The 21,800-nt window shown below is 37.8% G+C and carries 23 protein-coding genes; 14 read left to right on the top strand and 9 right to left on the bottom strand.

The window, feature by feature from the left end; translation table 11 throughout:
* Positions 1 to 22 precede the first annotated feature (22 nt).
* Together CW736_RS03860 and CW736_RS03855 are read right to left on the bottom strand one after the other, a co-directional pair.
* Positions 23 to 754, bottom strand: a complete 732-nt coding sequence (locus tag CW736_RS03860; protein WP_101012649.1) for a geranylgeranylglyceryl/heptaprenylglyceryl phosphate synthase — start codon at positions 752 to 754, stop codon at positions 23 to 25.
* Positions 747 to 1,382, bottom strand: coding sequence for a 4'-phosphopantetheinyl transferase family protein (locus tag CW736_RS03855; RefSeq protein WP_101012648.1), 636 nt, complete (start codon positions 1,380 to 1,382; stop codon positions 747 to 749). Before CW736_RS03855 ends, CW736_RS03860 begins: the two co-directional genes overlap by 8 nt.
* A 112-nt stretch (positions 1,383 to 1,494) precedes the next feature.
* Between CW736_RS03855 and ahcY the strand changes: the two genes are divergently transcribed.
* The 3 genes from ahcY to CW736_RS03840 all read left to right on the top strand — a co-directional run bounded on the left by ahcY (position 1,495) and on the right by CW736_RS03840 (position 3,655).
* Positions 1,495 to 2,811, top strand: a complete 1,317-nt coding sequence (gene ahcY, locus CW736_RS03850) for an adenosylhomocysteinase (RefSeq protein WP_101012647.1) — start codon at positions 1,495 to 1,497, stop codon at positions 2,809 to 2,811.
* Positions 2,812 to 2,926: 115 nt separating this feature from the next.
* Positions 2,927 to 3,145 (top strand): hypothetical protein, encoded by a 219-nt coding sequence (locus tag CW736_RS03845; protein ID WP_101012646.1) that lies wholly within the window; start codon positions 2,927 to 2,929, stop codon positions 3,143 to 3,145.
* Between the two features lie 153 nt (positions 3,146 to 3,298).
* The gene (locus tag CW736_RS03840; protein WP_101012645.1) at positions 3,299 to 3,655 is read left to right on the top strand and encodes a hypothetical protein; all 357 of its coding nucleotides are present in this window, start codon (positions 3,299 to 3,301) and stop codon (positions 3,653 to 3,655) included.
* A 287-nt stretch (positions 3,656 to 3,942) separates the two neighbouring features.
* Here CW736_RS03840 and rpmA read toward each other — a convergent pair whose 3' ends face one another.
* From rpmA to CW736_RS03825, 3 genes are all read right to left on the bottom strand, one after another.
* Positions 3,943 to 4,206 carry a 50S ribosomal protein L27 gene (gene rpmA / locus CW736_RS03835; RefSeq protein WP_101012644.1) on the bottom strand — a complete coding sequence of 88 codons (264 nt, stop codon included), beginning with the start codon at positions 4,204 to 4,206 and terminating at the stop codon, positions 3,943 to 3,945.
* Between the two features lie 21 nt (positions 4,207 to 4,227).
* Complete coding sequence (gene rplU, locus CW736_RS03830; protein ID WP_101012643.1) at positions 4,228 to 4,755, bottom strand: 50S ribosomal protein L21; 528 nt, start codon at positions 4,753 to 4,755, stop codon at positions 4,228 to 4,230.
* Positions 4,756 to 4,865: 110 nt separating this feature from the next.
* Positions 4,866 to 5,321, bottom strand: coding sequence for a DUF4199 domain-containing protein (locus CW736_RS03825; RefSeq protein ID WP_232735415.1), 456 nt, complete (start codon positions 5,319 to 5,321; stop codon positions 4,866 to 4,868).
* A 171-nt stretch (positions 5,322 to 5,492) separates the two neighbouring features.
* Here CW736_RS03825 and CW736_RS03820 point away from each other — a divergent pair, with 171 nt between their 5' ends.
* Positions 5,493 to 7,214, top strand: a complete 1,722-nt coding sequence (locus CW736_RS03820) for an insulinase family protein (protein ID WP_101012641.1) — start codon at positions 5,493 to 5,495, stop codon at positions 7,212 to 7,214.
* Positions 7,215 to 7,222: 8 nt separating this feature from the next.
* The gene (locus tag CW736_RS03815) at positions 7,223 to 9,286 is read left to right on the top strand and encodes a M16 family metallopeptidase (RefSeq protein ID WP_101012640.1); all 2,064 of its coding nucleotides are present in this window, start codon (positions 7,223 to 7,225) and stop codon (positions 9,284 to 9,286) included.
* A 119-nt stretch (positions 9,287 to 9,405) separates the two neighbouring features.
* Here CW736_RS03815 and CW736_RS03810 read toward each other — a convergent pair whose 3' ends face one another.
* The 4 genes from CW736_RS03810 to CW736_RS03795 all read right to left on the bottom strand — a co-directional run bounded on the left by CW736_RS03810 (position 9,406) and on the right by CW736_RS03795 (position 12,399).
* The gene (locus CW736_RS03810; RefSeq protein WP_101015022.1) at positions 9,406 to 9,921 is read right to left on the bottom strand and encodes a DinB family protein; all 516 of its coding nucleotides are present in this window, start codon (positions 9,919 to 9,921) and stop codon (positions 9,406 to 9,408) included.
* A 71-nt stretch (positions 9,922 to 9,992) separates the two neighbouring features.
* Positions 9,993 to 10,802 carry an undecaprenyl-diphosphate phosphatase gene (locus tag CW736_RS03805; protein ID WP_101012639.1) on the bottom strand — a complete coding sequence of 270 codons (810 nt, stop codon included), beginning with the start codon at positions 10,800 to 10,802 and terminating at the stop codon, positions 9,993 to 9,995.
* The gene (locus tag CW736_RS03800) at positions 10,803 to 11,111 is read right to left on the bottom strand and encodes a DUF3098 domain-containing protein (protein ID WP_101012638.1); all 309 of its coding nucleotides are present in this window, start codon (positions 11,109 to 11,111) and stop codon (positions 10,803 to 10,805) included.
* 409 nt (positions 11,112 to 11,520) lie between these two features.
* Positions 11,521 to 12,399: a cell division protein FtsX gene (locus tag CW736_RS03795; RefSeq protein WP_101012637.1), complete on the bottom strand. Its 879-nt coding sequence runs from the start codon at positions 12,397 to 12,399 to the stop codon at positions 11,521 to 11,523.
* 329 nt (positions 12,400 to 12,728) lie between these two features.
* Between CW736_RS03795 and CW736_RS14255 the strand changes: the two genes are divergently transcribed.
* The 9 genes from CW736_RS14255 to CW736_RS03735 all read left to right on the top strand — a co-directional run bounded on the left by CW736_RS14255 (position 12,729) and on the right by CW736_RS03735 (position 21,760).
* Positions 12,729 to 16,343: a leucine--tRNA ligase gene (locus tag CW736_RS14255; protein ID WP_232735414.1), complete on the top strand. Its 3,615-nt coding sequence runs from the start codon at positions 12,729 to 12,731 to the stop codon at positions 16,341 to 16,343.
* A gap of 219 nt (positions 16,344 to 16,562) precedes the next feature.
* Entirely contained in the window at positions 16,563 to 17,456 is an 894-nt protein-coding gene (cyoE, locus tag CW736_RS03770; RefSeq protein WP_101012636.1) for a heme o synthase, read from the top strand.
* Positions 17,457 to 17,458: 2 nt separating this feature from the next.
* A complete protein-coding gene (locus tag CW736_RS03765; RefSeq protein ID WP_232735413.1) occupies positions 17,459 to 18,049 on the top strand; it encodes a heme-copper oxidase subunit III in 591 nt (196 codons plus the stop codon).
* 36 nt (positions 18,050 to 18,085) lie between these two features.
* Positions 18,086 to 19,087 (top strand): cytochrome c oxidase subunit 3, encoded by a 1,002-nt coding sequence (locus tag CW736_RS03760; RefSeq protein WP_101012635.1) that lies wholly within the window; start codon positions 18,086 to 18,088, stop codon positions 19,085 to 19,087.
* A gap of 17 nt (positions 19,088 to 19,104) precedes the next feature.
* Positions 19,105 to 19,512, top strand: a complete 408-nt coding sequence (locus CW736_RS03755) for a cytochrome C oxidase subunit IV family protein (RefSeq protein WP_101012634.1) — start codon at positions 19,105 to 19,107, stop codon at positions 19,510 to 19,512.
* An 84-nt stretch (positions 19,513 to 19,596) separates the two neighbouring features.
* Positions 19,597 to 20,295, top strand: a complete 699-nt coding sequence (locus CW736_RS03750) for a membrane or secreted protein (RefSeq protein ID WP_101012633.1) — start codon at positions 19,597 to 19,599, stop codon at positions 20,293 to 20,295.
* The gene (locus CW736_RS03745) at positions 20,288 to 20,998 is read left to right on the top strand and encodes an SCO family protein (protein ID WP_101015020.1); all 711 of its coding nucleotides are present in this window, start codon (positions 20,288 to 20,290) and stop codon (positions 20,996 to 20,998) included. Before CW736_RS03750 ends, CW736_RS03745 begins: the two co-directional genes overlap by 8 nt.
* 3 nt (positions 20,999 to 21,001) lie before the next feature.
* Complete coding sequence (locus CW736_RS03740; protein ID WP_101012632.1) at positions 21,002 to 21,523, top strand: DUF420 domain-containing protein; 522 nt, start codon at positions 21,002 to 21,004, stop codon at positions 21,521 to 21,523.
* Positions 21,524 to 21,532: 9 nt separating this feature from the next.
* Positions 21,533 to 21,760 carry a hypothetical protein gene (locus tag CW736_RS03735; RefSeq protein WP_101012631.1) on the top strand — a complete coding sequence of 76 codons (228 nt, stop codon included), beginning with the start codon at positions 21,533 to 21,535 and terminating at the stop codon, positions 21,758 to 21,760.
* Positions 21,761 to 21,800: the final 40 nt, after the last annotated feature.

The following is a 21,800-nucleotide window of genomic DNA, read 5'->3' as shown; positions in this document are numbered from 1 at the left end:
AAATTTTTATAGCGTCACAAAGCTAGCCATTCCAATTGATATTCTCTTCAATTGCCGTTCCTACTACCACGATTTTTGCCCCAGCATTGTAAACTGCTTCTATTTGAGCTATAGTTCTCAATCCACCGCCTACAATTAACGGAACATTTATTTGAGCACTCACTTCACGCACGATCTCTGCGGCAACAGATTTCACAGCACCACTTCCAGCCTCCAGATAGATCAATTGATTTCCCATTAACGCAGCTGCATAAGCGTGATTTACAATATTTTGAATATGATTTTGAGATAAAGGCACTGTTTTAGAAACGCGTTGTACAGCTGTTTCTTTACCGCCATCGATCAAAAGATAGCCCGTTGGAATAACCTCTAGATGTGTTTTTTTTAACTGCATTGCCGCGGCTACTTGATGCGCTATCAAAAATTCTGGATTACGCCCAGAAAGAAGGCTTAGAAATAATAGCCCGTCGGCATTTTCAGAGAGTTGCTCTGGGGAGCCAGGAAATAGAACTACAGCGGTATCAGTATGCTCTTTTAGTTTTTTGATCCATTGATTAATGTCTGTGTTTTCCATCGTACTGCCACCTACAAAGAAGAAAAATTGGTCGATCTGTAACTTTTTTTTTAAAGAAGAGAGGGTTAGAGGTATCGCTTTCGCGAAAGCTTCAATCGCATCCAACTCCATTTTTTCTGGATCAATCAATACAGCAAGACTGCGATTTGCTTGTTGTATACTTTTGAGCAACTCAGGCATTGCGGGAAGGAATTACGTAGGCGAGCATAAAGTTTTCTACCTCTTTAAAAAACACGTCAAACTTTAGATGATCATCTTTAAAAACAATGCGAGCCACTGTTTGATCGCTTTGCATGCTAAAAGGCTCTACAAGACAATGCGCTTTAAAACCCAGTCCTTTATGACCGTAGAGTTTGTACATAGATTCCTTAGCTCCCCAAACAACCGTAAGCTCTTTTACGGGGTCTTCTATGGACGCAATGAAGTTTTCTTCATAACCTATAAACTTAGGAGCGATGCGCTTTATTTTATCGCGCTGCTTCTCGATGTCGACTCCTATAGGAACATCACTGATAATAATAGCCGTAAACTCAAAACTGTGAGTGATGGAAATATACTTATGATCAGTCAGGTGAGGTTTTCCATGCTCTGAATAATAGAGGTCTAAATCGCTGTAGCCCGCTTTTTTTAATAAGTGTCTGATACTTAAAAAACCACGCCTGTGCAATTCTGAGCTCATGGTAGATAGTCTATTCACAGAGTTTTCTGACAACACTATGCCGGCTCTTAAAAAAGCTTCAGGTTCCGTGATTTTCCAGATAAAAATCTGAGTGTTCTCGCGGTTGTTAATGGTTTGAAAAATTGGCATGAAAATTGGCTAGTATTTCGTAAGTTTGCGCCCGCAATTTAATAAATAAAAAAGGCATTTAAATTGTTGATTTCTAAACAGTCAGCAATTTACTTACCAAAATAATAAGTCTATGAGCACTAAAACAGTTCCTTACGTACCTTATAAAGTAAAAGACATGTCTCTTGCAGAGTATGGTCGTCTAGAAATAGAATTAGCCGAAGCAGAGATGCCTGGCTTGATGTCATTGAGAGAAGAATTCAAAGAAGAGCAGCCACTTAAAGGGGCACGTATCGCTGGATGTCTTCACATGACTATACAAACTGCCGTATTAATTGAAACACTTGTTGCTTTAGGAGCAGACGTTACTTGGTCTTCTTGTAATATTTTCTCTACACAAGATCACGCTGCTGCTGCTATAGCTGCTGCAGGAATTCCTGTTTATGCTTGGAAAGGTATGAATGAAGAGGAATTCAATTGGTGTATCGAGCAAACGCTCTTCTTCGGTGAGGATCGCAAGCAGTTGAACATGATTTTAGATGATGGGGGAGATTTAACCAATATGGTTTTTGACCAGTTTCCAGAATTAGCTAAAGGAATCAATGGGCTGTCTGAAGAGACCACTACGGGAGTACACAGACTGTATGAGCGTATGAAGAATGGAACACTGGTAATGCCAGCCATTAACGTAAATGATTCTGTAACTAAATCTAAATTTGATAACAAATACGGTTGTCGCGAGAGTGCTGTAGATGCTGTACGTCGTGCTACAGATACCATGCTTGCTGGTAAGCGTGTTGTCGTTTGTGGTTATGGTGATGTAGGAAAAGGAACTGCTTCTTCTTTTAAAGGTGCTGGATCTATAGTTACAGTTACTGAAATTGACCCTATTTGTGCTTTACAAGCGGTAATGGATGGTTTTGAAGTAAAGAAATTAGAGAATGTAGTAGGAAATGCAGACATCGTTATTACCACTACTGGTAACAAAGACATTATACGTGGGGAACACTTTAAGTCTATGAGAGATAAAGTAATCGTTTGTAATATCGGTCACTTTGACAATGAGATAGATGTAGCTTTCCTTAACAACAACTACGGAAACACTAAAGTAGAGATCAAGCCACAGGTAGACAAGTATACTATTGATGGTAAAGACATCATACTTCTTGCTGAAGGTCGTCTCGTTAATTTAGGTTGTGCAACGGGTCACCCTAGTTTTGTAATGAGTAATTCATTTACCAATCAGACGCTAGCTCAAATGGAACTTTGGAACAATAGAGATGCTTATGAGAATGAAGTGTATATGTTGCCTAAACATTTAGATGAGAAGGTGGCAGCGCTTCACTTAGAAAGAATGGGAGCAGAGCTTACAGAATTAAAGAAAGATCAAGCTGACTATATTGGTGTAAAAGTAGAAGGGCCATATAAGCCAGAATATTACAGGTATTAAGAATTCCTTAAAATTAGACTATTTGTTAGGATATACGAGAAAATAGTTTAACTTTTGAAGCGTAAGTGAATTTTACACATACGCTTTCGCGAAAGCGAAATTAAATGAAGCAAAAATGGATATAATAAAAGACGCAAATGAATGGCTCGGAGCATCGATGAGTAACATGTCGACAAGCGATAGAGTGCATTCTTCGAGAAAAGCTAAAGAGCTTATTCTTGGCATCAACGAAGTTTACAAAGAAACCAAAGACGAAGAATTAATGGATCTTATGAAGTTGCTTACTGTAAAGAAGCAAAAGATTGAGAAACGTCTTAAAGGTATTAGAACATAAAGTTTTAACATAATTAATAAAAATCCTGATAAGATGCTCAAAACATTTTATCAGGATTTTTTATGCTATAATGGTTCATGATTTCTTTTTAGAATAAAGAAACTTTATCTTCGTTACTTTACAGTTGGTACCACCTAAAACAACGCCATTACCATGAAGCAATTCTTTGCAGTTCTTTTTATAGCAGTATGCATCACTTCTTGTGCCACAGATTTCTCTAAAAGGGAAGTAGCTACTGATCATCTCAACGGCTTTATACAAGGAGGCAATGCGGCCGGGGTTTACGGTAAAGCAGGGCTTAAAATCACAGGAGATTCCATCAAAATGAAAGACTGGCCTATCTCTAGGTTGGTGAGCAGTCTCAACACACTAAGAGACACCTCTATAGTTGATCAGACGGGTTTTGCTGACGTATATACCATTCAAATAGCAAATACTGGCGAGCTGGATGAAGGTGCTTTCTGTGACTCCCTAATAGTAGAATTGGGAAGGGCCGGATTAGCCAAGTAAATGTATTCTATAATCATCTAGTATTTGATGGACTCCCTATTACAACTTACCTTATGTATGCAGGCTTGTCAGAAATAGAGGATTCGAGAGCATAGCTGGCATTCCTTCTTTTCTATATAAAAAAGGGCCTCAAGCTTTTATCTTTCTATACACTCTTCAATTTAATGTAGAGATAAATAGGAGTGAGTTTGGGTATGGATCCCTCCAATTTTTTTTAATTGATTTCAATAAAAAACCCCAAACCGAGAAAATCGATTTGGGGTTTTATATGTTAAAAGAAATATTCCTTAAGCTTCAGCTACAGGAACTATAGATACATATGATCTATCGTTTCTTTTCTTAGTAAACTTCACGAGTCCGTCTACTCTTGCGTGTAATGTAAAGTCCTTACCAGCATATACGTTTTCACCTGGATGGTGAGTCATACCGCGCTGACGGATTAAGATGTTACCTGCTATCGCAGCTTGTCCACCAAAAATTTTAACACCTAAGCGTTTTGATTCTGATTCTCTTCCGTTTTTCGAACTACCTACTCCTTTCTTATGAGCCATCTTGTTCTAATTTTTAGGTTATTATTTACTGAGTAATTCGATAAGTTCAGCTTTTTTCAATGCTGAATATCCTTCAAGTCCTCTGTCTTTTGCCATTTCTCTAAGCTCTGCAACAGTGTTGCTGCTTAAATCTGTAGCGCTGTTTGCTGCTTTTGCTTTAGGAGCATCTTCAGTTTTAGCAACAGGCTTTTCCTCTTTTACCGGAGCCGCTTTCTTAGCTTCAGATTTCTTTCCACCAGAAGCAGAAATTGTAGAAATTTGAATTTGAGTTAAATACTGGCGGTGTCCGTTTTTCTTACGGTATCCTTTTCTACGTTTTTTCTTAAAAACGATTACTTTGTCACCTTTTAGGTGGCCCAGAACTTTTGCTTCAGCAAATGCTCCTTCTATAGCTGGGGCGCCGAGTGTGATGTTGTCACCATTTCCTAAAAGAAGAACTTTATCGATGTTGATCGATGCACCTTCTTCTTCTTGTAAACGATGTACAAACAACTTTTGATCTTTCTCGATCTTGAATTGTTGCCCTGCTATCTCTACGATTGCGTACATAATTGTTGATTAATGTGATTAATTTCGGGCTGCAAATATACCTCTATTAGCTTAACTACCAAAGTTATCAACAAATTATAAGGTATTATTTTAGATTCTTGGTGGAGTGACTATTGTCTTCCTCTTGTTTCTTTGGTGTTCCAAGACTTTTGATAGATAGGTAAAATCAGCAATGGCGTTACTATGGAAGTGGCAAATCCAGATAAAAGTATAAATATCAATAAGGCAAACTCAACTCCATCTCCAGCGGTTGTAATTTGTTTTTTTAACTCTTGAGCTAATTCTAGATCTATTTCAAAAAGATAAATAGCCATGAACACTGTAAATATTAAAGTAGCTACAAATCCAGATTTGATTCCAGATACAAAACCTTCAAAATAATCAAACTCCTCCTTATTCTTGTGTGTATCACGTATAACATAGAAGATTCCAACACCGACAATAACCGCATTGAAGATGCTTAAATAGCTTTGTGTTGCAAATCCCAGGGTATTGATAATTAGGAAATATACAATGAGCGCTATCCCCATTAATATGGAGTACTTTGTTGTATGTGTGTTTTTCATAAATGGATTTTGATTATAAAGTTCGGTATAATGAATAGATATTACTGTTATTTTGATTATAATTTAACGGATTTATTCATTTAAGAATTATTTTTGGGAAGTCTTATTACTTTATGTAACGTTTTATATGGGTAAGACACTAATCTTGTAAGTAAATATAAAAACTATCAAATGAAAAAAATTATTTTAAGTCTTTCGGTTGCCTTTGCAACGGCAGCAGGTTTTGCTCAAGAGGTAAAATATACCGAGTATGATCTAGATAATGGGCTTCACGTTATTTTACATCAAGAGAATGGTGCGCCAGTTGTTACTACTGGTGTTATGTACCAAGTAGGTGCAAAGGATGAGGAGCCAGGGAGAACTGGTTTTGCTCACTTTTTTGAGCACCTTCTTTTTGAAGGTACAGAGAATATAGAAAGAGGTAAATGGTTTGATATTGTATCTGCAAATGGTGGAAGTAATAATGCAAACACCACTCAGGACCGTACCTATTATTATGAAACTTTTCCTTCTAACAATTTAGAAATAGGATTGTGGATGGAAAGTGAACGTATGCTGCACCCTAAGATAGAACAAATAGGTGTGGATACTCAAAGCGAAGTAGTAAAAGAAGAAAAACGCCAGCGTATTGATAATGCACCTTATGGAGCTATACTTTACAGAACGGGTATAGATAAGCATTTGTTTAAAAAACACCCTTACGGCCAGAGCGTCATAGGTTCTATGGAAGATTTAAATGCTGCCGAGCTGGCAGAATTTCAATCCTTCAATGACAAATACTACAACCCTAACAATGCTACTCTAGTAGTTGCTGGGGATATAGACATTAACAAAACCAAAAAAATGATCGAAGATTATTTTGGTCCTATTGAGAATAAAGCATCTAGAAATACGCGTACAGTAATCGTGGAAGAACCTATTACTTCTACTCGTTATGCTACAGAATACGATGCTAATATTCAGATTCCTGTTAAAATATTTTCTTATGTTACTCCTAAGTCAGTAGAAAGAGATGCTTATGTTATCGATTATATTTCTGCGGTTCTTACAGGAGGAGCAAGTTCTAGAATGCAAAAAAGAATGGTAGATGAAGAGCAAATAGCACTTCAGGTATTGGCCTTTGGTCAGTCTAACCAAGATTACGGGACTTATACCATGGGAGCTCTTGCTAAAGGCGACGTAGAGCTGAGCAAACTAGCTGAGGTTATGGATGAAGAGATTGTAAAACTTCAAACAGAACTCATTTCTGAAAGAGAGTATCAAAAACTTCAAAATCAGTTTGAAGCTCAGTACGTGAGTTCAAATTCGCGTGTAGAAGGAATTGCAGCTTCATTAGCACGTTACAATATGTTGATGGGAGATACAAGTATGATCAATAAAGAGCTGGATGTATACAGAAGTATTACTCGTGAGGATATCAAAAGAGTAGCAAATCAATATTTGATGCCTAACCAAAGATTAGAGTTAGATTACCTCGCAGGAACGGCTCCTACAGAAGAAGAAATGAAGGAAGTTGTGGAAGATGTAAAAGTGGTTGACAACAAACTACAAATCAATACCATCTACTTTGACAATGACAAAGCAGTCATTACTGATAGCGCTGGTAAAGAGTTAGATCGCATTGTAAACATGATGAATAAAAATGAGTCTATGGAAATTCTTGCAGAAACCTATACAGACATCAGAGGAAGTGACTCTTACAACAAAACTTTATCTCAGAAACGTGCTGATGCTGTAAGAGGTTACCTGCTTGAAAAGGGAATCGCTGCTAACAGAGTTAAAGCCGTGGGTCGTGGAGAAGAAAATCCAGTGATAGATTGTGAAAGTAAAAAATGCACAGACGAGGAATTTGAGCAATCTAGAAGAACCGAATTTACCATCACCAAAAAATAATTATCAAAATGAAAAAGCAACTTATATTTTTAATGGTACTGTTCCTTACGGGAATTACTGCCATTGCACAAATAGATAGATCGGTAATACCTAATTCAGGTCCTACTCCAGAGATCAACTTAGGTAAACCATACACGTTTGAATTAAAGAACGGCCTTCAAGTTCTTGTAGTGACTGATAAAAAGTTACCTACCATAAGCATGAACCTAGACTTGAACAACCCTCCTATTTTTGAAGGAGATAAAGCTGGTGTACAGTCTTTAACTGGTTCTTTAATCGGAAAAGGTTCTACAGAAACTTCTAAAGAAGAATTCAATGAAAAAGTAGACTTTTTAGGAGCTAATATTTTTGTAGGAGTAGGTGGCGGTTTTGCTGGCGGTCTTTCAAAATACACAAATGAAATTTTTGACCTTTTTGCTGAGGCAGCTTTCAAACCTAATTTTACTCAAAAAGAATTGGATTTTGAAAAGTCTCAAGCTATCGAAGGGTTGAAAGCAGGGGAGAACAGTGCAGCTGCCATTGCTGGTAAAGTTCGTGGTGCTTTGGTCTACGGTAAAGATCATCCAGCTGGAGAGTTTTCTACAGAAGAAACCCTCAACAGTGTAACTTTAGAAGACGTTAAGAAGTTTTATGCAGATTACTTTAAGCCATCTAAGGGTTACTTAGTGATTACAGGGGATATCGAGAAGAAGGAAGCAAAAAAACTAGTAAAGAAATACTTTGGTGATTGGGAAAAAGGAATTGCTCCAGAGCCTGTTCTTCCTGAGCTATCTGATGTAAGCGAAACTCAAATCAACTTGATTGATGTGCCTAATGCGGTACAAACGGAGCTTGCTGTATTGAGCCTTTCTGAATTAAAAATGAGCGACCCAGATTATTATGCTGTTCTTATAGCTAACTATGTGTTCGGTGGTTCTTTCGGTTCTTACTTAAACATGAATTTGCGTGAAGAAAATGGATATACCTATGGAGCGCGTTCTAATATAGGAACAGGTAGAAACTATAAAGGAACCTTCTCAGCAAGTGCAAAAGTGCGTAATGAAGTAACAGACAGTGCGGTTGTGGAAACCTTTAAAGAATTGAATAGAATTAGAGATGAATATGTAGAAGATGAAATGCTTGCTACAGCAAAGGCAAAATACCTAGGTAACTTTATCATGCAATCTGAAGATAAAGCAGTTGTTGCCAGTCGCGCTATTACTATTGAAAAGAATGAGTTGGATAAAGACTTCTACAAAAACTTTATTGCAAACATTGATAAAGTAACTAAGGAAGATGTAAAGCGTGTGGCAAATAAGTATTTAAGCCCAGACAACTTACGTATTGTATTAGTAGGAAAAGCAGGGGATATCCTTGAGCCATTAGAAAAAATGACTTTGAACGGTAAAACAGTACCTATTAAATTTTACGATAAGAATGCAAATGAGACAGAACGTCCATCTACAATTAAGATTCCGGCTGGCTTAACGGCACAAACGGTGCTGGACGACTACATCAAAGCATTAGGAGGTAAAGACGCTGTAGTAGCTTTAAACTCTACTTCTTATTTTGCTGTTTATACGGCACCTATGGGAGAGTTAATTCTCGATGTAAAACGCGCCAAAGGAAACAAGTGGAACCAAACCATCAAAATGGGAGGTAACACGGTTGCAAAGCAAACCTATGCAGACGGTAAAGCAATGGTAAGTGGTATGGGCGGCAGTCAGGAGCTTACTGGAGAAGATGCACAGCCAGCAGTTGAAGAAGCTATGTTTTTCCCTGAACTCTATACTCCAGAAAAAGCAACTTTAGCTGGTGCTGAGATGATGGGTGATAACCAAGTCTATGTCATCAAGTGGTCAGACAGCAAGAAGACTTTTTACGATGTAAAAACAGGACTTATGGTAGGTCAAGAGTCTAAGGTGAAAGCACAAGGTCAGGAAGTAAGTACGATGATTAAGTACAGCGACTACGAAGAAACCAGCGGTGTAAAATTCCCGATGACCATCACCCAACAAATGATGGGTAGAGACTTGGCATTTAAAGTTCAAAAAGTAGAAGTGAACACGGTTAAAGACGCAGACTTCGAATAATCAACAGGAATAGATAGGTGTTCCGCTTTCGCGAAAGCGGGCTAGCATTTATTAATTATAGAATAACAAAAACGGCTTCTAGAAATAGAAGCCGTTTTTTTATTTGATAAAAGTGAACATCACCAACCACTATAACTAGGAGGAGTAACATCTTTAAGGTTGAGATAAACGAGTAATTGACCTCTATGATGTGTCACATGATCTTGTAGTAAATTCATGATCTGTAATTTTGATTTAGGACCAGCAAAGAATCGGACGCTTTCCTTTAATTCTGTTGCTGAGGAGTTCTCAATATCCCTGTAAACAGTATCAAAAGTGTTGTGTAGTAAGGCTATGATTTTTGCTTTATTCAGTCCAGGGTCATCCTGTTGATCTCCAGTATCTTCAGATTTAGAGAAATAGGATTGATCGAGCCAGTTGATGTTCCCTTGAATATGAAGCAATTGTTCTTTAAAAGATCTTTGCCTCTTCGTAGGTTTATAGTCGTAATGTTCTTCTGGCATAGCTTCAGCTACAGCGATGAGGTAATCACGGGAATTGTTCCATTTCTCCAAGAAGGCACCTTTAAAAGTGACCTGTTGAGCCATAGAAATAGAACTTATAAATAAAGCCAGAAGTAAAAGTGATTTTTGCATACCAATTGTTTTAATAATTAAAGGTAACAAGAAAATCAGCAGTCTTACTTGTAAAGATAAGGGTGCAGATTCTAAGAATTCACTACTCCAGCAACTATCGCGACAACTCCTACTGCAAAACAGTAGTAAGAAAAATAATGAAGCTTTGCTTTGCGCACCAGCGATATCATCCAAGTACAAGCCAATAAGCCAACAATAAAAGCAGCAAAAAATCCTACAATCAATGGTGTAGTAGAAACAGACTCGATCACCGAATCTCCTTTAATAATTTCTAAAAGGTCCTTTGCAATTTTTCCAAAAATGAGTGGAACGACCATTAAAAAAGAGAAGCGAGCTGCTTTTGCTCTGTCATTTCCTAAAAGAACAGAGGTAGAAATAGTAGCACCACTTCTAGATATTCCTGGTAATATGGCAATGGCTTGAGACACTCCTATGATGAGCGCATCCGTCCAGCTGACACCTTTTTCAGTTCTTTTGGCTCTACCAGCTAGAAACAACAACAAACCTGTAATGATCAACATAAAACCTACCAGAAGAATCTGACCTTCAAATAGTTTTTCCAATTCCTTTTCAAAAAGCAATCCTATAATAACCGCAGGAATCATGGACAAGACAATTTTAAAAGTAAACTGAGTTTCTTCGTTCCATTTAAAGGATAAAAGACCTTTAAATAGTTCTACAATGTCTTTTCTAAAAACGATAATTGTACTCAATGCAGTAGCAAAATGAACGACAACTGTAAAGAGCAAATTTTCCTCTTTATTAGCGATATCAGTTCCTAGCACTGCTTTTCCTAACTCAATATGTCCACTGGAAGAAACGGGTAAAAACTCCGTTAGTCCTTGAATAACTCCTAATACAAATGCGTCAAAAGTTTCCATTTACTTCTTGTCTGGGTTTAATAGAATCGCATACATCTCAATCCCAAAGCCTGCCAAAACAAGCATAGGAGCAAGTCTTATACGTCTCCATGAAAAAATGTCTTCGTTAAAAACAGCAGGATCTTCTGTGCCGCCGCCGGCCATAAGTGCAAAACCTGATGCGATGACCACCAAACCAATAATCATCCACACATAGTTTTTCTTTTTAAAAATAAATTCAAAACTAGGTTGGACATTGTCTTCTACTAGAGATTGCTCTTCGTTGCGAGCAGCTTTAGATTTTGATTCTTGATTAGTTCTTTTTTTCATTTTTAATACTTTATAGGAGTGAAACACCCATCCCAGCCTTCCCTCAAGGGAAGGGGTTTTCTTTTTTTATTGTCATTCCGCACCTGTTGCGGAATCGTTTATTATCTTTTTCAGATCGATTTACATCATGAGTAAACCGGTTATATTATCTAGTATGCCTTCTTTGATAAGCTCCGGCAGGCCTATACTTTTGCAATATTAAACGTGACGAAACAGATTTCTTTCCAGTTTTCAAGTTCGAGTTCAAGTTCAATTTCTCAAGAAACCTCACTCTTTCAGCTTTGGGAAACGGTTTCATTTCTATTTCCGTTAACTAACCCCGTAAGTTGCTAAAGCAAAATACATTCATTTTTCAAATTCAAATTCGAGTTCAAATTCGAGTTCAAATTCAAATTCGAGTTCGAGTTCACTAGTAATACAACTGATCTGTTCTCAGATTTAAATAACGTGTAGTTGCAAAAAAGGTACTGATCAAACTTATTAAAATTCCGAAAACTAAAACGCCGACAAATAATATCGCAAGCATTTGATAGTTCTTGAGTATCTCTAATTCTGGCACAAAACCGTCGGCATAATAAACAACTACGGCTAGCAATCCTAAGGCGAGTAGTGCTGCAACTAGCCCCAGCTTAATGCTAGTTAGGATAAAAGGTTTGCGTATAAAACCTTTGGTAGCACCTACCATTTGCATGGTTTTTATAGTAAATCGTTTGGCATATACGCTCAACCTTATGGAGCTGTTGATGAGTAAAAAAGCGATAAGAATAAAAAGTCCAGAAACAATCAGCATCCAGAAAGAGATGCGTTTTACGTTTTCGTTGAGTAAAGAAACCAATGGCTTATCATAACTCACTTCTTGAACATAATTCTTTGCTGCTAGATCATCTGCGATTTGCTGTATTTCTGTTGCGGTAACAAATTTTGCGTTCAATCGCACGTCTATGGAATTAGGAATCGGATTAAATCCATCTAGTTGAGCTACAAAATCTTCTCCTAGATCTTCTTTAGTGCGTTGCGCACCTTCTTCACTACTCACAAAAACAGCGTTTTTAGTATAATCTGCCATTTGTAGCGTTTTCTCTAGCTGGCGCATTTCTACATCCTTAGCGGTGTCTTTAAAATAGATAGACATGGGCACCTGCTCGCGGAAGTAATCGGCTAGTTTCTGACTGTTGAGCAAGAAAAAGCCTTGGAGTCCCAACATAAAAAGAACTAAAAATAAACTGATCACTACCCAAAAATAGGAGCTGAACAAACGACGTTTTTGATAACTGGACGGTGAAGGCATAAATTTTACAACTACGTGAATCGATTTACAAAAATAACAAAGTAACAGACCTAGAACGAGTTCCAGACATATATTTTAATTCACAAACGTATCACTATGCTTTTTAGTCTGTTTTTAGTTTAAAAAGGAGTGAGAAAGGCCTATATAGTAGGCCTATTCCAACACCCCATCTAGCTTTCTCACTTTCGGCTGAGCCGTGATCCACTCATGAATAATAGACAGGTAGCTTATATAAGGAGCTTTCCAAAAGCCTTTTCCAGTACTCCGGGCATATTAACAACCACAAATAGCCTGCGCTTTAGTATTTTTGCGCCTTAGAAGAAGAAACTATGTTACTCTACGATCACAAAGCAATAGAAGCAAAATGGCAAATGCATTGGGCGACTCATAAGACATTTAAAGCGGTAAATAATTCAGATAAGCCTAAATTTTACGCACTTGATATGTTTCCGTACCCTAGTGGTGCGGGCTTACATGTAGGTCATCCGTTAGGTTATATCGCTAGTGATATCGTTTCCCGCTACAAGCGTCATACGGGTTTTAATGTATTGCATCCTATGGGGTACGATAGTTTTGGATTGCCAGCAGAGCAATATGCGATTCAGACCGGTCAGCATCCTGCCGAAACTACTAAAACAAATATAGAAGGTGGAACAGATAAATCTGGAAATAAGATTGCAGGGTACCGCAAGCAGATGGATCGCATTGGTTTTAGCTTTGACTGGGATCGAGAAGTAAGGACCTCTTCACCAGATTATTATAAATATACTCAAGAGATTTTTATCCTACTTTTTGACAGCTGGTACGATAAAGACGCTGACAAAGCTATTTTGATAAGTGAGTTGGAATCTCGCTTTCGCGAAAGCGGAACCAACAACATCAACGCTGCCACAGACGAGGATTTAAGAGACTTCACAGCTGCAGAGTGGAACGCGTTTACAGACCAAGAACAACAAGAAGTATTACTAGATTATCGATTGACTTTTCTTGCCAATACAGAAGTCAACTGGTGTCCAGCACTGGGAACCGTGCTCGCAAATGACGAGATTGTCAATGGTGTTTCTGAACGTGGTGGGCATCCTGTGGTGCGCAAAAAAATGCGCCAGTGGATGATGCGCATCAGTGCCTTTGCAGAACGTTTATTGAACGATTTAGAAGGATTGGACTGGTCAGAATCTATTAAAGAAATACAGAGAAACTGGATAGGGAAATCTGTTGGGGCGATGGTATCGTTTCCATTAGAATCTAAGCATAATGAAAACTTTTCCCTTTGGGGAAATGCCGCAGGCAATGGGGCAAAAATTGATGTGTTTACCACTCGGCCAGATACGATATATGGAGTAACCTTTATGACACTTGCACCAGAGCATGAGCTTGTAGATATTATTACGACTCCTGAGCAAAAAGAGGCGATAGAAACCTATAAAAAAGCAACCGCGGCACGTTCAGAAAGAGAACGTATGGCTGATGTGAAGACCATAAGCGGGGTATTTACTGGGGCTTATGCTACCCACCCATTAAGTGGGGAGTCAGTGCCCGTTTGGATAGGAGATTACGTGCTGGCAGGTTATGGAACAGGAGCCGTAATGGCGGTGCCATGTGGCGATGAGCGTGATCATGCGTTTGCTAACTTTTTTGCAGGTCAACAAGGAATGCCTGCGATCAAAAATATATTTGACGGTATTGATATCTCTAAAGAAGCCTATACCCCTAAAGATAAAACACCTATTTGTAATAGTGATTTCTTAAACGGAATGAGTTATAAGTCTGGAGCGATGGCTGCGGCGATTGAAAAACTTGAAGAAATAGGAGCTGGAAAAGGGAAAACAAATTACCGATTGCGTGATGCGGTATTTTCTAGACAGCGTTACTGGGGCGAGCCTTTCCCGGTATACTATAAAGACGGCTTGCCACAAATGATAGACCGCAAGCATTTGCCTTTAGAGTTGCCAGAAGTGGACGAATATTTGCCAACAGAAGATGGTGCGCCGCCTTTGGGTCGTGCGACACACTGGCATTGGGATGAAAAGAATAATTGTGTGGTGGCCAACCCATCCCTAACCCTTCCCGAAGGGAAGGGAATTTCAGAAAAAACAAGTGTTTCTGACGGGAAAAGCAAAGTCCTTCCCGCAGAGAAGAATTTAAGAAGGGAGAGCAATTCAACTCCAGGTTATTTTACGGCAAAACCAGAAATTGCATCCACTTTATTACAGCTTGCACAAGAAATGCGTAATAATCCAACCGAAGCAGAAGCTGTGCTATGGAAAGAGTTAAAAGGTAAAAAGACAGGTTTTAAATTTAGAGAACAGCATCCTATTGATGAATTTATTCCAGATTTTGTATGTCTTTCACGTAAGTTGATTGTTGAATTAGAGGGTAAGTATCACGAATTTCAAGTTGATAAAGATGACCAACGAACTTTAAAATTAGAGCAAAAATTAGGATATAAAGTCATCAGATTTACAAATGAAGAGGTAATAAATGACACGAAAGCTGTTCTTTTAAAAATCTCAGAATTAATAAAACAACGACCAGAGTTCTTTAAAAATGAAGATGAAGTCCTTCCCTCAAGGAAGGATTTAGGATGGGATCAACATATGTACCCACTAGAACTCAACACCATGCCAGGTTGGGCAGGAAGTTCTTGGTACATGTTCAGATATATGGATGCTCATAATGAGAAGGAGATGTTCTCTAGTGAGGCACAAGAATACTGGGAAAATGTAGACCTCTATATAGGAGGAAGCGAGCATGCGACCGGACACTTGTTGTATAGCAGGTTTTGGATAAAGTTATTACACGATCTAGGAAAGGTCACCGTAAAAGAACCCTTTAAAAAGATGATCAATCAAGGTATGATACTTGGTGAGAGCGCTTTTTTAAATTATTTAGAAATTGGTTATGAAGACGGAGAAGGTGATTTTCATCAGCTGAACTGTCAAATAATAATAGACACATCATTTGCAAAAGAATTAGATGAAAAAGCAGCTGTTTCTAGTCTTCATTCAAATTTAAAGTTACATATAATCGAGGTGACTGATCTTTTTAAAGAGCTTAATGGTATCACAGATCAATTTGATTTAATCTATAAAAAATACAAATCATCTCATTTAGATGTCAATTACGTTGGCCTAGATAACACTGTAAATGTCAAGAATATTCCATCAGATGAGCGATACCAATGGATTCAGGGAGCTGATTATTATGATGGAAATGAAATTGTGCCAAATGATAGAATTGCTGTACTTCGCGAAGTAGAAAAAATGTCCAAGTCCAAGTACAATGTGGTGAGTCCAGATGATATTTGTGAGCAATATGGCGCAGATACCTTGAGGTTGTACGAGATGTTTTTAGGACCACTAGAACAAGCCAAGCCATGGAATACGGCAGGAATCACTGGAGTATACGGTTTTATAAAAAAACTCTGGAAGTTGTACCATAACGATGCTGGATTCTCAGTAAGCGACGAGAAAGCTTCTCCAGACAGTATGAAGATCTTGCACAAAGCCATTAAGAAAACTCAAGAAGATATTGAGAACTTTTCTTTTAACACCAGTGTGAGTAGTTTTATGATTGCTGTGAACGAATTGACCGCTCAAAAATGCAATAGCCGTGAGGTCTTAGAACCGCTTGCGATTCTAGTATCGCCATATGCACCGCATATCGCAGAGGAATTATGGTCTTTATTGGGTCATAAAGAGTCTATTAGTGAAGCGCCTTTCCCGATTTTTGATGAAAAGTATTTGGTAGAGAGTAGCAAGACCTATCCGATCTCCTTTAACGGGAAGATGAAGTTTACCCTTGATTTACCAGTAGCTATTTCTAAAGACGAGTTGGAGAAAATGGTACTTGCTAATGAGAAAGTGCAAGAGCAATTAGAAGGAAAACAAATACGCAAAACGATTATCGTACCGGGTAAGATTGTAAATTTTGTGGTGGGATAAGTCATTGAGGATTTTAATAAAATTAAAGAGAGCTTTATGAGCTCTCTTTTTTTTGTTTTGGGCTTTGCTTTTGCATCTTTACCCAGTGCTTTATTGACTCCAGCAAAAGATTTATCTGTATTAACAAAACTATAAATAAACCATAGGTGCGAAAGCTTTTTAAAACCTTTGCAACAAAGTACTTGTGAGGTATCTTTGCACTCCCTTAAAAACAGCTTTTTGACTGAAGTAACTACATTAGAAAAATCACCCAGTGTATTTAAAAACTACATCGAGATCACCAAACCAAGGTTGTCTATTGTTGTTGTTTTTTCATCTGCTGCGGGTTACTTTTTAGGCGCCACGACTTATGACTGGTGGACTGTTTTATTGCTTTGTGTAGGAGGTTATTTTCTCGTAGGTTCTTCTAACGTTTTTAACCAGATCATTGAAAAGGACCTGGATGCGTTGATGAAGCGTACTCAAAACAGACCACTACCTACAGGAAGAGTATCTGTGCAAAATGCTTGGATTTATGGAGTGCTCATGGCATTGAGCGGTATTTACATGTTGTATCTGATCAATTTTGCAACAGCATTTTTTGGCGCATTGAGTATTTTGCTTTACGCGGCAGTTTATACGCCTTTAAAGACCCGAACGCCTTTGTGTGTTTTTGTAGGAGCTTTTCCAGGAGCGATTCCTTATATGTTAGGTTGGGTAGCTGCTAGCGGTAACTTTGGTATTGAACCAGGAACCTTATTTATGCTGCAGTTTTTCTGGCAATTTCCTCACTTCTGGGCGATAGGATGGATGCTAGAGGACGACTACAAAGCAGGAGGGTTTAAAATGCTTCCTACTGGCTCGGCAGATAAAGGAACGGCCGTGCAAATTATATTGTATACGATCTTGACCATCATGATTTCTTTAGTACCGGTTTTTGGTGTAACAGGAGAATTGTATATCACCGTTTGGAGTGCTGTATTAGTAGGCTTACTTGGTGCTTGGTTTCTTTATTATGCAGTAAAGCTATTTAAAGAACGCAGCAACGCCGTGGCTAAAAAATTAATGTTGGTTAGTGTGAGTTACATCACTCTTATCCAAATCATATATGTAGTAGATAAATTTTTAAGATAACAATGATAGATATAACGCAATTACCTATAAAGGAAAAAATCGCAAGATCTAAAAAACAGATGATGTGGTTTGGAATCATGAGTTTAATAATGATGTTTGCAGGTTTAACAAGTGCTTACATTATCAGTAGCAGCCGAAGAGACTGGGTAGAAGTAAACCTCCCTATAGAGTTTTATTACAGCACGGGAGTCATTTTGTTGAGTTCGCTGACTTTATTCCTCGCAAAGAAAAGTTTAAAAAACAATAACCTTTCAGGAGCTTCTTTATTGACTTTTATAACTTTTTTATTGGGAACTACCTTTGTCGTGATGCAATTTATGGCTTTCGGTTCTTTAACTGATGCGGGTATTTTCTTTACTGGAAAAGGAAGCAGTGTAGCAGGTTCTTTTATTTATATAATGGTAATGGCCCACTTGGCGCATATCGTAGCTGGACTTATCTCGCTGACAGTCATTGCTTTTAAGGCAGTGACTAAAAAATATTCTAAGGATAATATGTTAGGCTTTGAGTTGGGAGCTACTTTCTGGCACTTTGTAGATGTGTTATGGATTTTTCTTCTTCTGTTTTTAGTTTTTGCTAAAGATATTTTTTAACCTATTTTTGCAAGAACTTACAACTAATCTAAAGTTATGGATTCAACAGTAGCATCTACTGGTACCGAAGGACAAAAATGGGGTGGTGGCACGAAGCCACTCAATGTCAGTTATGGAAAAATGATGATGTGGTTTTTCATCCTTTCGGATGCTCTTACCTTCACAGGTTTTCTTGCAGCTTACGGTTTTTCGAGATTTAAATTTATTGAAGAATGGCCTCTAGCAGATGAGGTGTTCAATCACTTCCCATTTCTTCACGGGACTGACGCACCTATGTTCTACGTAGCGCTGATGACCTTTATACTTATAGGTTCTTCTGTTACTATGGTACTTGCCGTAGATGCAGGGCACCAGATGAAGCAAAAAAAGGTGGCTTTTTATATGTTGCTTACCGTTATTGGTGGTATGATATTCGTAGGCTCACAAGCTTGGGAATGGAAAAACTTTATTGCTGGTGAATATGGTGCGGTAACAACTAAAGGTGGAAAAATCCTTCAGTTTCTAGATGTAGAAACCGGTAAACGAGTAGCTCTTGAAGACTTTGCAGAAGTAGGTCCTAGAGATGTTGCACCTTACGGTAACAGTCAAGGAGTCTGGTTTGAATCTTCTGGTGAATACAATGCAACCTATACTTTTGAAGAAGTTAAGAAGGGCTTTGACGCAAATCCCAATGTAACCATTAGAACGCAACAGCTGATCCTAAACGAAGAAACTGGTGCAAGTGAAAAGCTTGTTCTTTCTAGAGCCGATGCTTTAGTAAAGTTGAATAAAGACGGTGTAGGGGTTGTAGAAGGAGCAAATCTTACGGAAAACGAATATGGAGCGCCACTTTTTGCAGATTTCTTTTTCTTTATTACAGGTTTTCACGGTTTTCACGTTTTCTCAGGGGTCATGTTTAACTTACTGGTTTTCTTCAACGTTCTATTAGGAACATATGAAAGAAGAGGAAGTTATGAAATGGTAGAGAAAGTAGGTCTTTACTGGCACTTTGTAGATTTAGTTTGGGTATTTGTATTTACATTCTTCTACCTAGTATAATTTTTTAAGACATTAACATGGCAGATCACGCAGCACATACTGACGGACACGCAGCACATAAATTAGAGATCTTTAGAGGTCTTGTAAAGTTCAAGTCAAACACACAAAAGATTTGGGGGGTCCTTATTTTTCTTTCCTTAATAACGATTGTTGAAGTAGCTTTGGGTTATATCAAACCTGATCTACTTAATTCAACTTTCTTAAAGCTTAAGATTCTCAACTGGATATTCATTATCCTAACATTGGTGAAAGCCTATTACATCACATGGGACTTCATGCACATGCGTGACGAGACCAGTGGTTTAAGAAGAGCGGTAGTATGGACAGCAGTATTCCTTATTATTTACTTAATAGCCATATTACTGGTAGAAGGGGAGTACATATACGAAGTGTATAGAGACGCTGCTGTAAGTACAGACTTTTAATGACGACTATAATATTATATAAAAATGGACGGTTCTTCCGTCCTTTTTTACATCTTATTTTGAAATAATTCATCACTTCAGACCATGTCAGATTTTCCCAAAGCCGAAGGAATTAAAAAAACCAGTAGAGTAGCTATAGTAAGTGTATTGCTTATTCTTTTTGCACTACCACTACTTACCTATTTATTTTTTTTAAATGGAGAACACCATTTTAAAACCTTACCCATAGTCACAGAAAATGTGTCGCAACTATCTGCGTTTAAAACCATAGAAGGGAATACTATTCAATTAAAGGATAGTGTTTCCATTATTACATTTCTAGGAAGCAATCCTTATAAACGTTTAGGCTACGTGTCTAATATCAACGAAAAGATCTATAAAGATTTTCATCAATTTGACGGGTATCAAATGATCAGTATCCTGCCAGAGGAAGGTGTAAAAGATATCGAAGAAATCAAAGCTCAAATGGCCGAGACAACAGATCTTGCCGACTGGCACTTTCTGGTAGGTAGTGATGAGGAAATCAAAAATTTATTCAACTCTTTTAAGTCTAATTTGACGCTCAACGGTGATCTTTCATCAGAGCATGCATTTGTGGTAGATAAACAATTAAATTTAAGGGGTCGTACAGATGATGAAGAGCTAGGAATGGTTTACGGTTACGATACCTACTTGATAGCAAATCTGAATAAGAGGATGATGGACGATATGAGAGTGCTATTAGCAGAGTATAGATTTGCGTTTAAAAAAAATAGAGACGAAAAAATTCAAAAAGATGAGTAAGAAAAAGGACACTCCGTATTTTATAGGTCTTGGGGTCATCATTATGATCTTTGGATACTTTGCTGTAACAAACGTTATTCATTATATCAATAAAGATAAAGTCGTGGACAGCAATCGTTCAGAAGACCGTGTTCCTGTGGCCGATAAGTTTTTGAAGAAATTCAATAAAGTGCCTGATTTTCAATTTGTGAATCAAAATGGAGATACGATTACTAATAAAGACTTAATCGGCAAGGTGTATGTGATCGATTTCTTTTTTACTACTTGTCCGACAATTTGTACTCCTATGAGCATGAATATGTCTAAGGTCAGTGAAGCCCTTAAAGATCAAAAGGAATTTAGAACCATTTCCATCTCTATAGACCCAGATCACGATCAGCCGGCAGTATTAAAAGAGTATGCAAATAAATACGATGCTAATAGCAACTGGTATTTTCTTACTGGAGATAAAGAGGCTACTTATAAATTAAGTCGGGAAGGCTTTAATGCTTATGTGGCTGAGAGTGACAATGAGGATATACGTTTTGAGCACAGTGGTAATTTTGCCCTTGTAGATGGAAACGGTTATATACGCTCCCGCAAGGTGAGAATTGATGATCAAAATGAAAACTGGATCTACCACTATAATGGTGTTCAAGAGAATGAAATTCCAGCTCAGATTAGGGAAATCATCGAAGACGCAGAAACACTTTTAAACAAGTAAGATATGTTAGAAAAAAGAGGGCCGGCGATTATCATAGCCATTTCTATTATAGTACCATTAGTTGTGGTGGTATTGATGCTCATGCCAGAGCGGTATAATTTTTTAGGTATTGAATCTGGCTTATTGCCTTTATTTCATGCGGTAATAAACGGGATGACAGCGGTCTTATTGATAAGCGGTTTCATCCTTATTAAAAAACAAAACCGCATAGCACACAGATGGGTGATGACTACAGCTTTTGTGCTCAGCGCTATATTTCTAGTGAGTTACGTAATTTCTAAGATCAGTAATGACCCTGTTTCTTATCCAGATGATGCCCCGTTAAAAGCATTATATCTTTTTATATTAATCACACACATTTTCCTTTCTGGTATTATTTTGCCTTTAGTTTTATACACCATGTATTTTGCGTGGAATAAAAAATTTGAAAAGCACAAGAAGATTGTGAAATGGACCTTTCCTATCTGGTTATATGTAGCAATTACTGGTGTTTTAGTGTATGTTTTTATGCAGCCTTACTACTAATATTCTATAATGAAAAAGATACTTGTATTATTAATTGTTTTTAGTTTTCCCGCTTTCGCGAAAGCGCAATGTGCTATGTGTCGTGCCGTTATAGAAAGCTCTGGAGACACCGCAGCAGCTGAAGGTCTGAACAGTGGGATCACCTATTTAATGGCCTTTCCATACATTCTTGTAGGAGCTGTTGTCTATATAATTTACAGAAGCACTCAAAAAAACAACCAAAAGGTGGAAGGCTAATAGCTCCTTTTCAAAAGCCGGTAATTTATTTCAAAAACAC

The sequence above is a fragment of the Nonlabens sp. MB-3u-79 genome (assembly GCF_002831625.1).
Lineage (GTDB): Bacteria > Bacteroidota > Bacteroidia > Flavobacteriales > Flavobacteriaceae > Nonlabens.
Note: the sequence above shows the minus strand (reverse complement) of the source record. Positions and strands in the feature narration are given on the sequence as shown.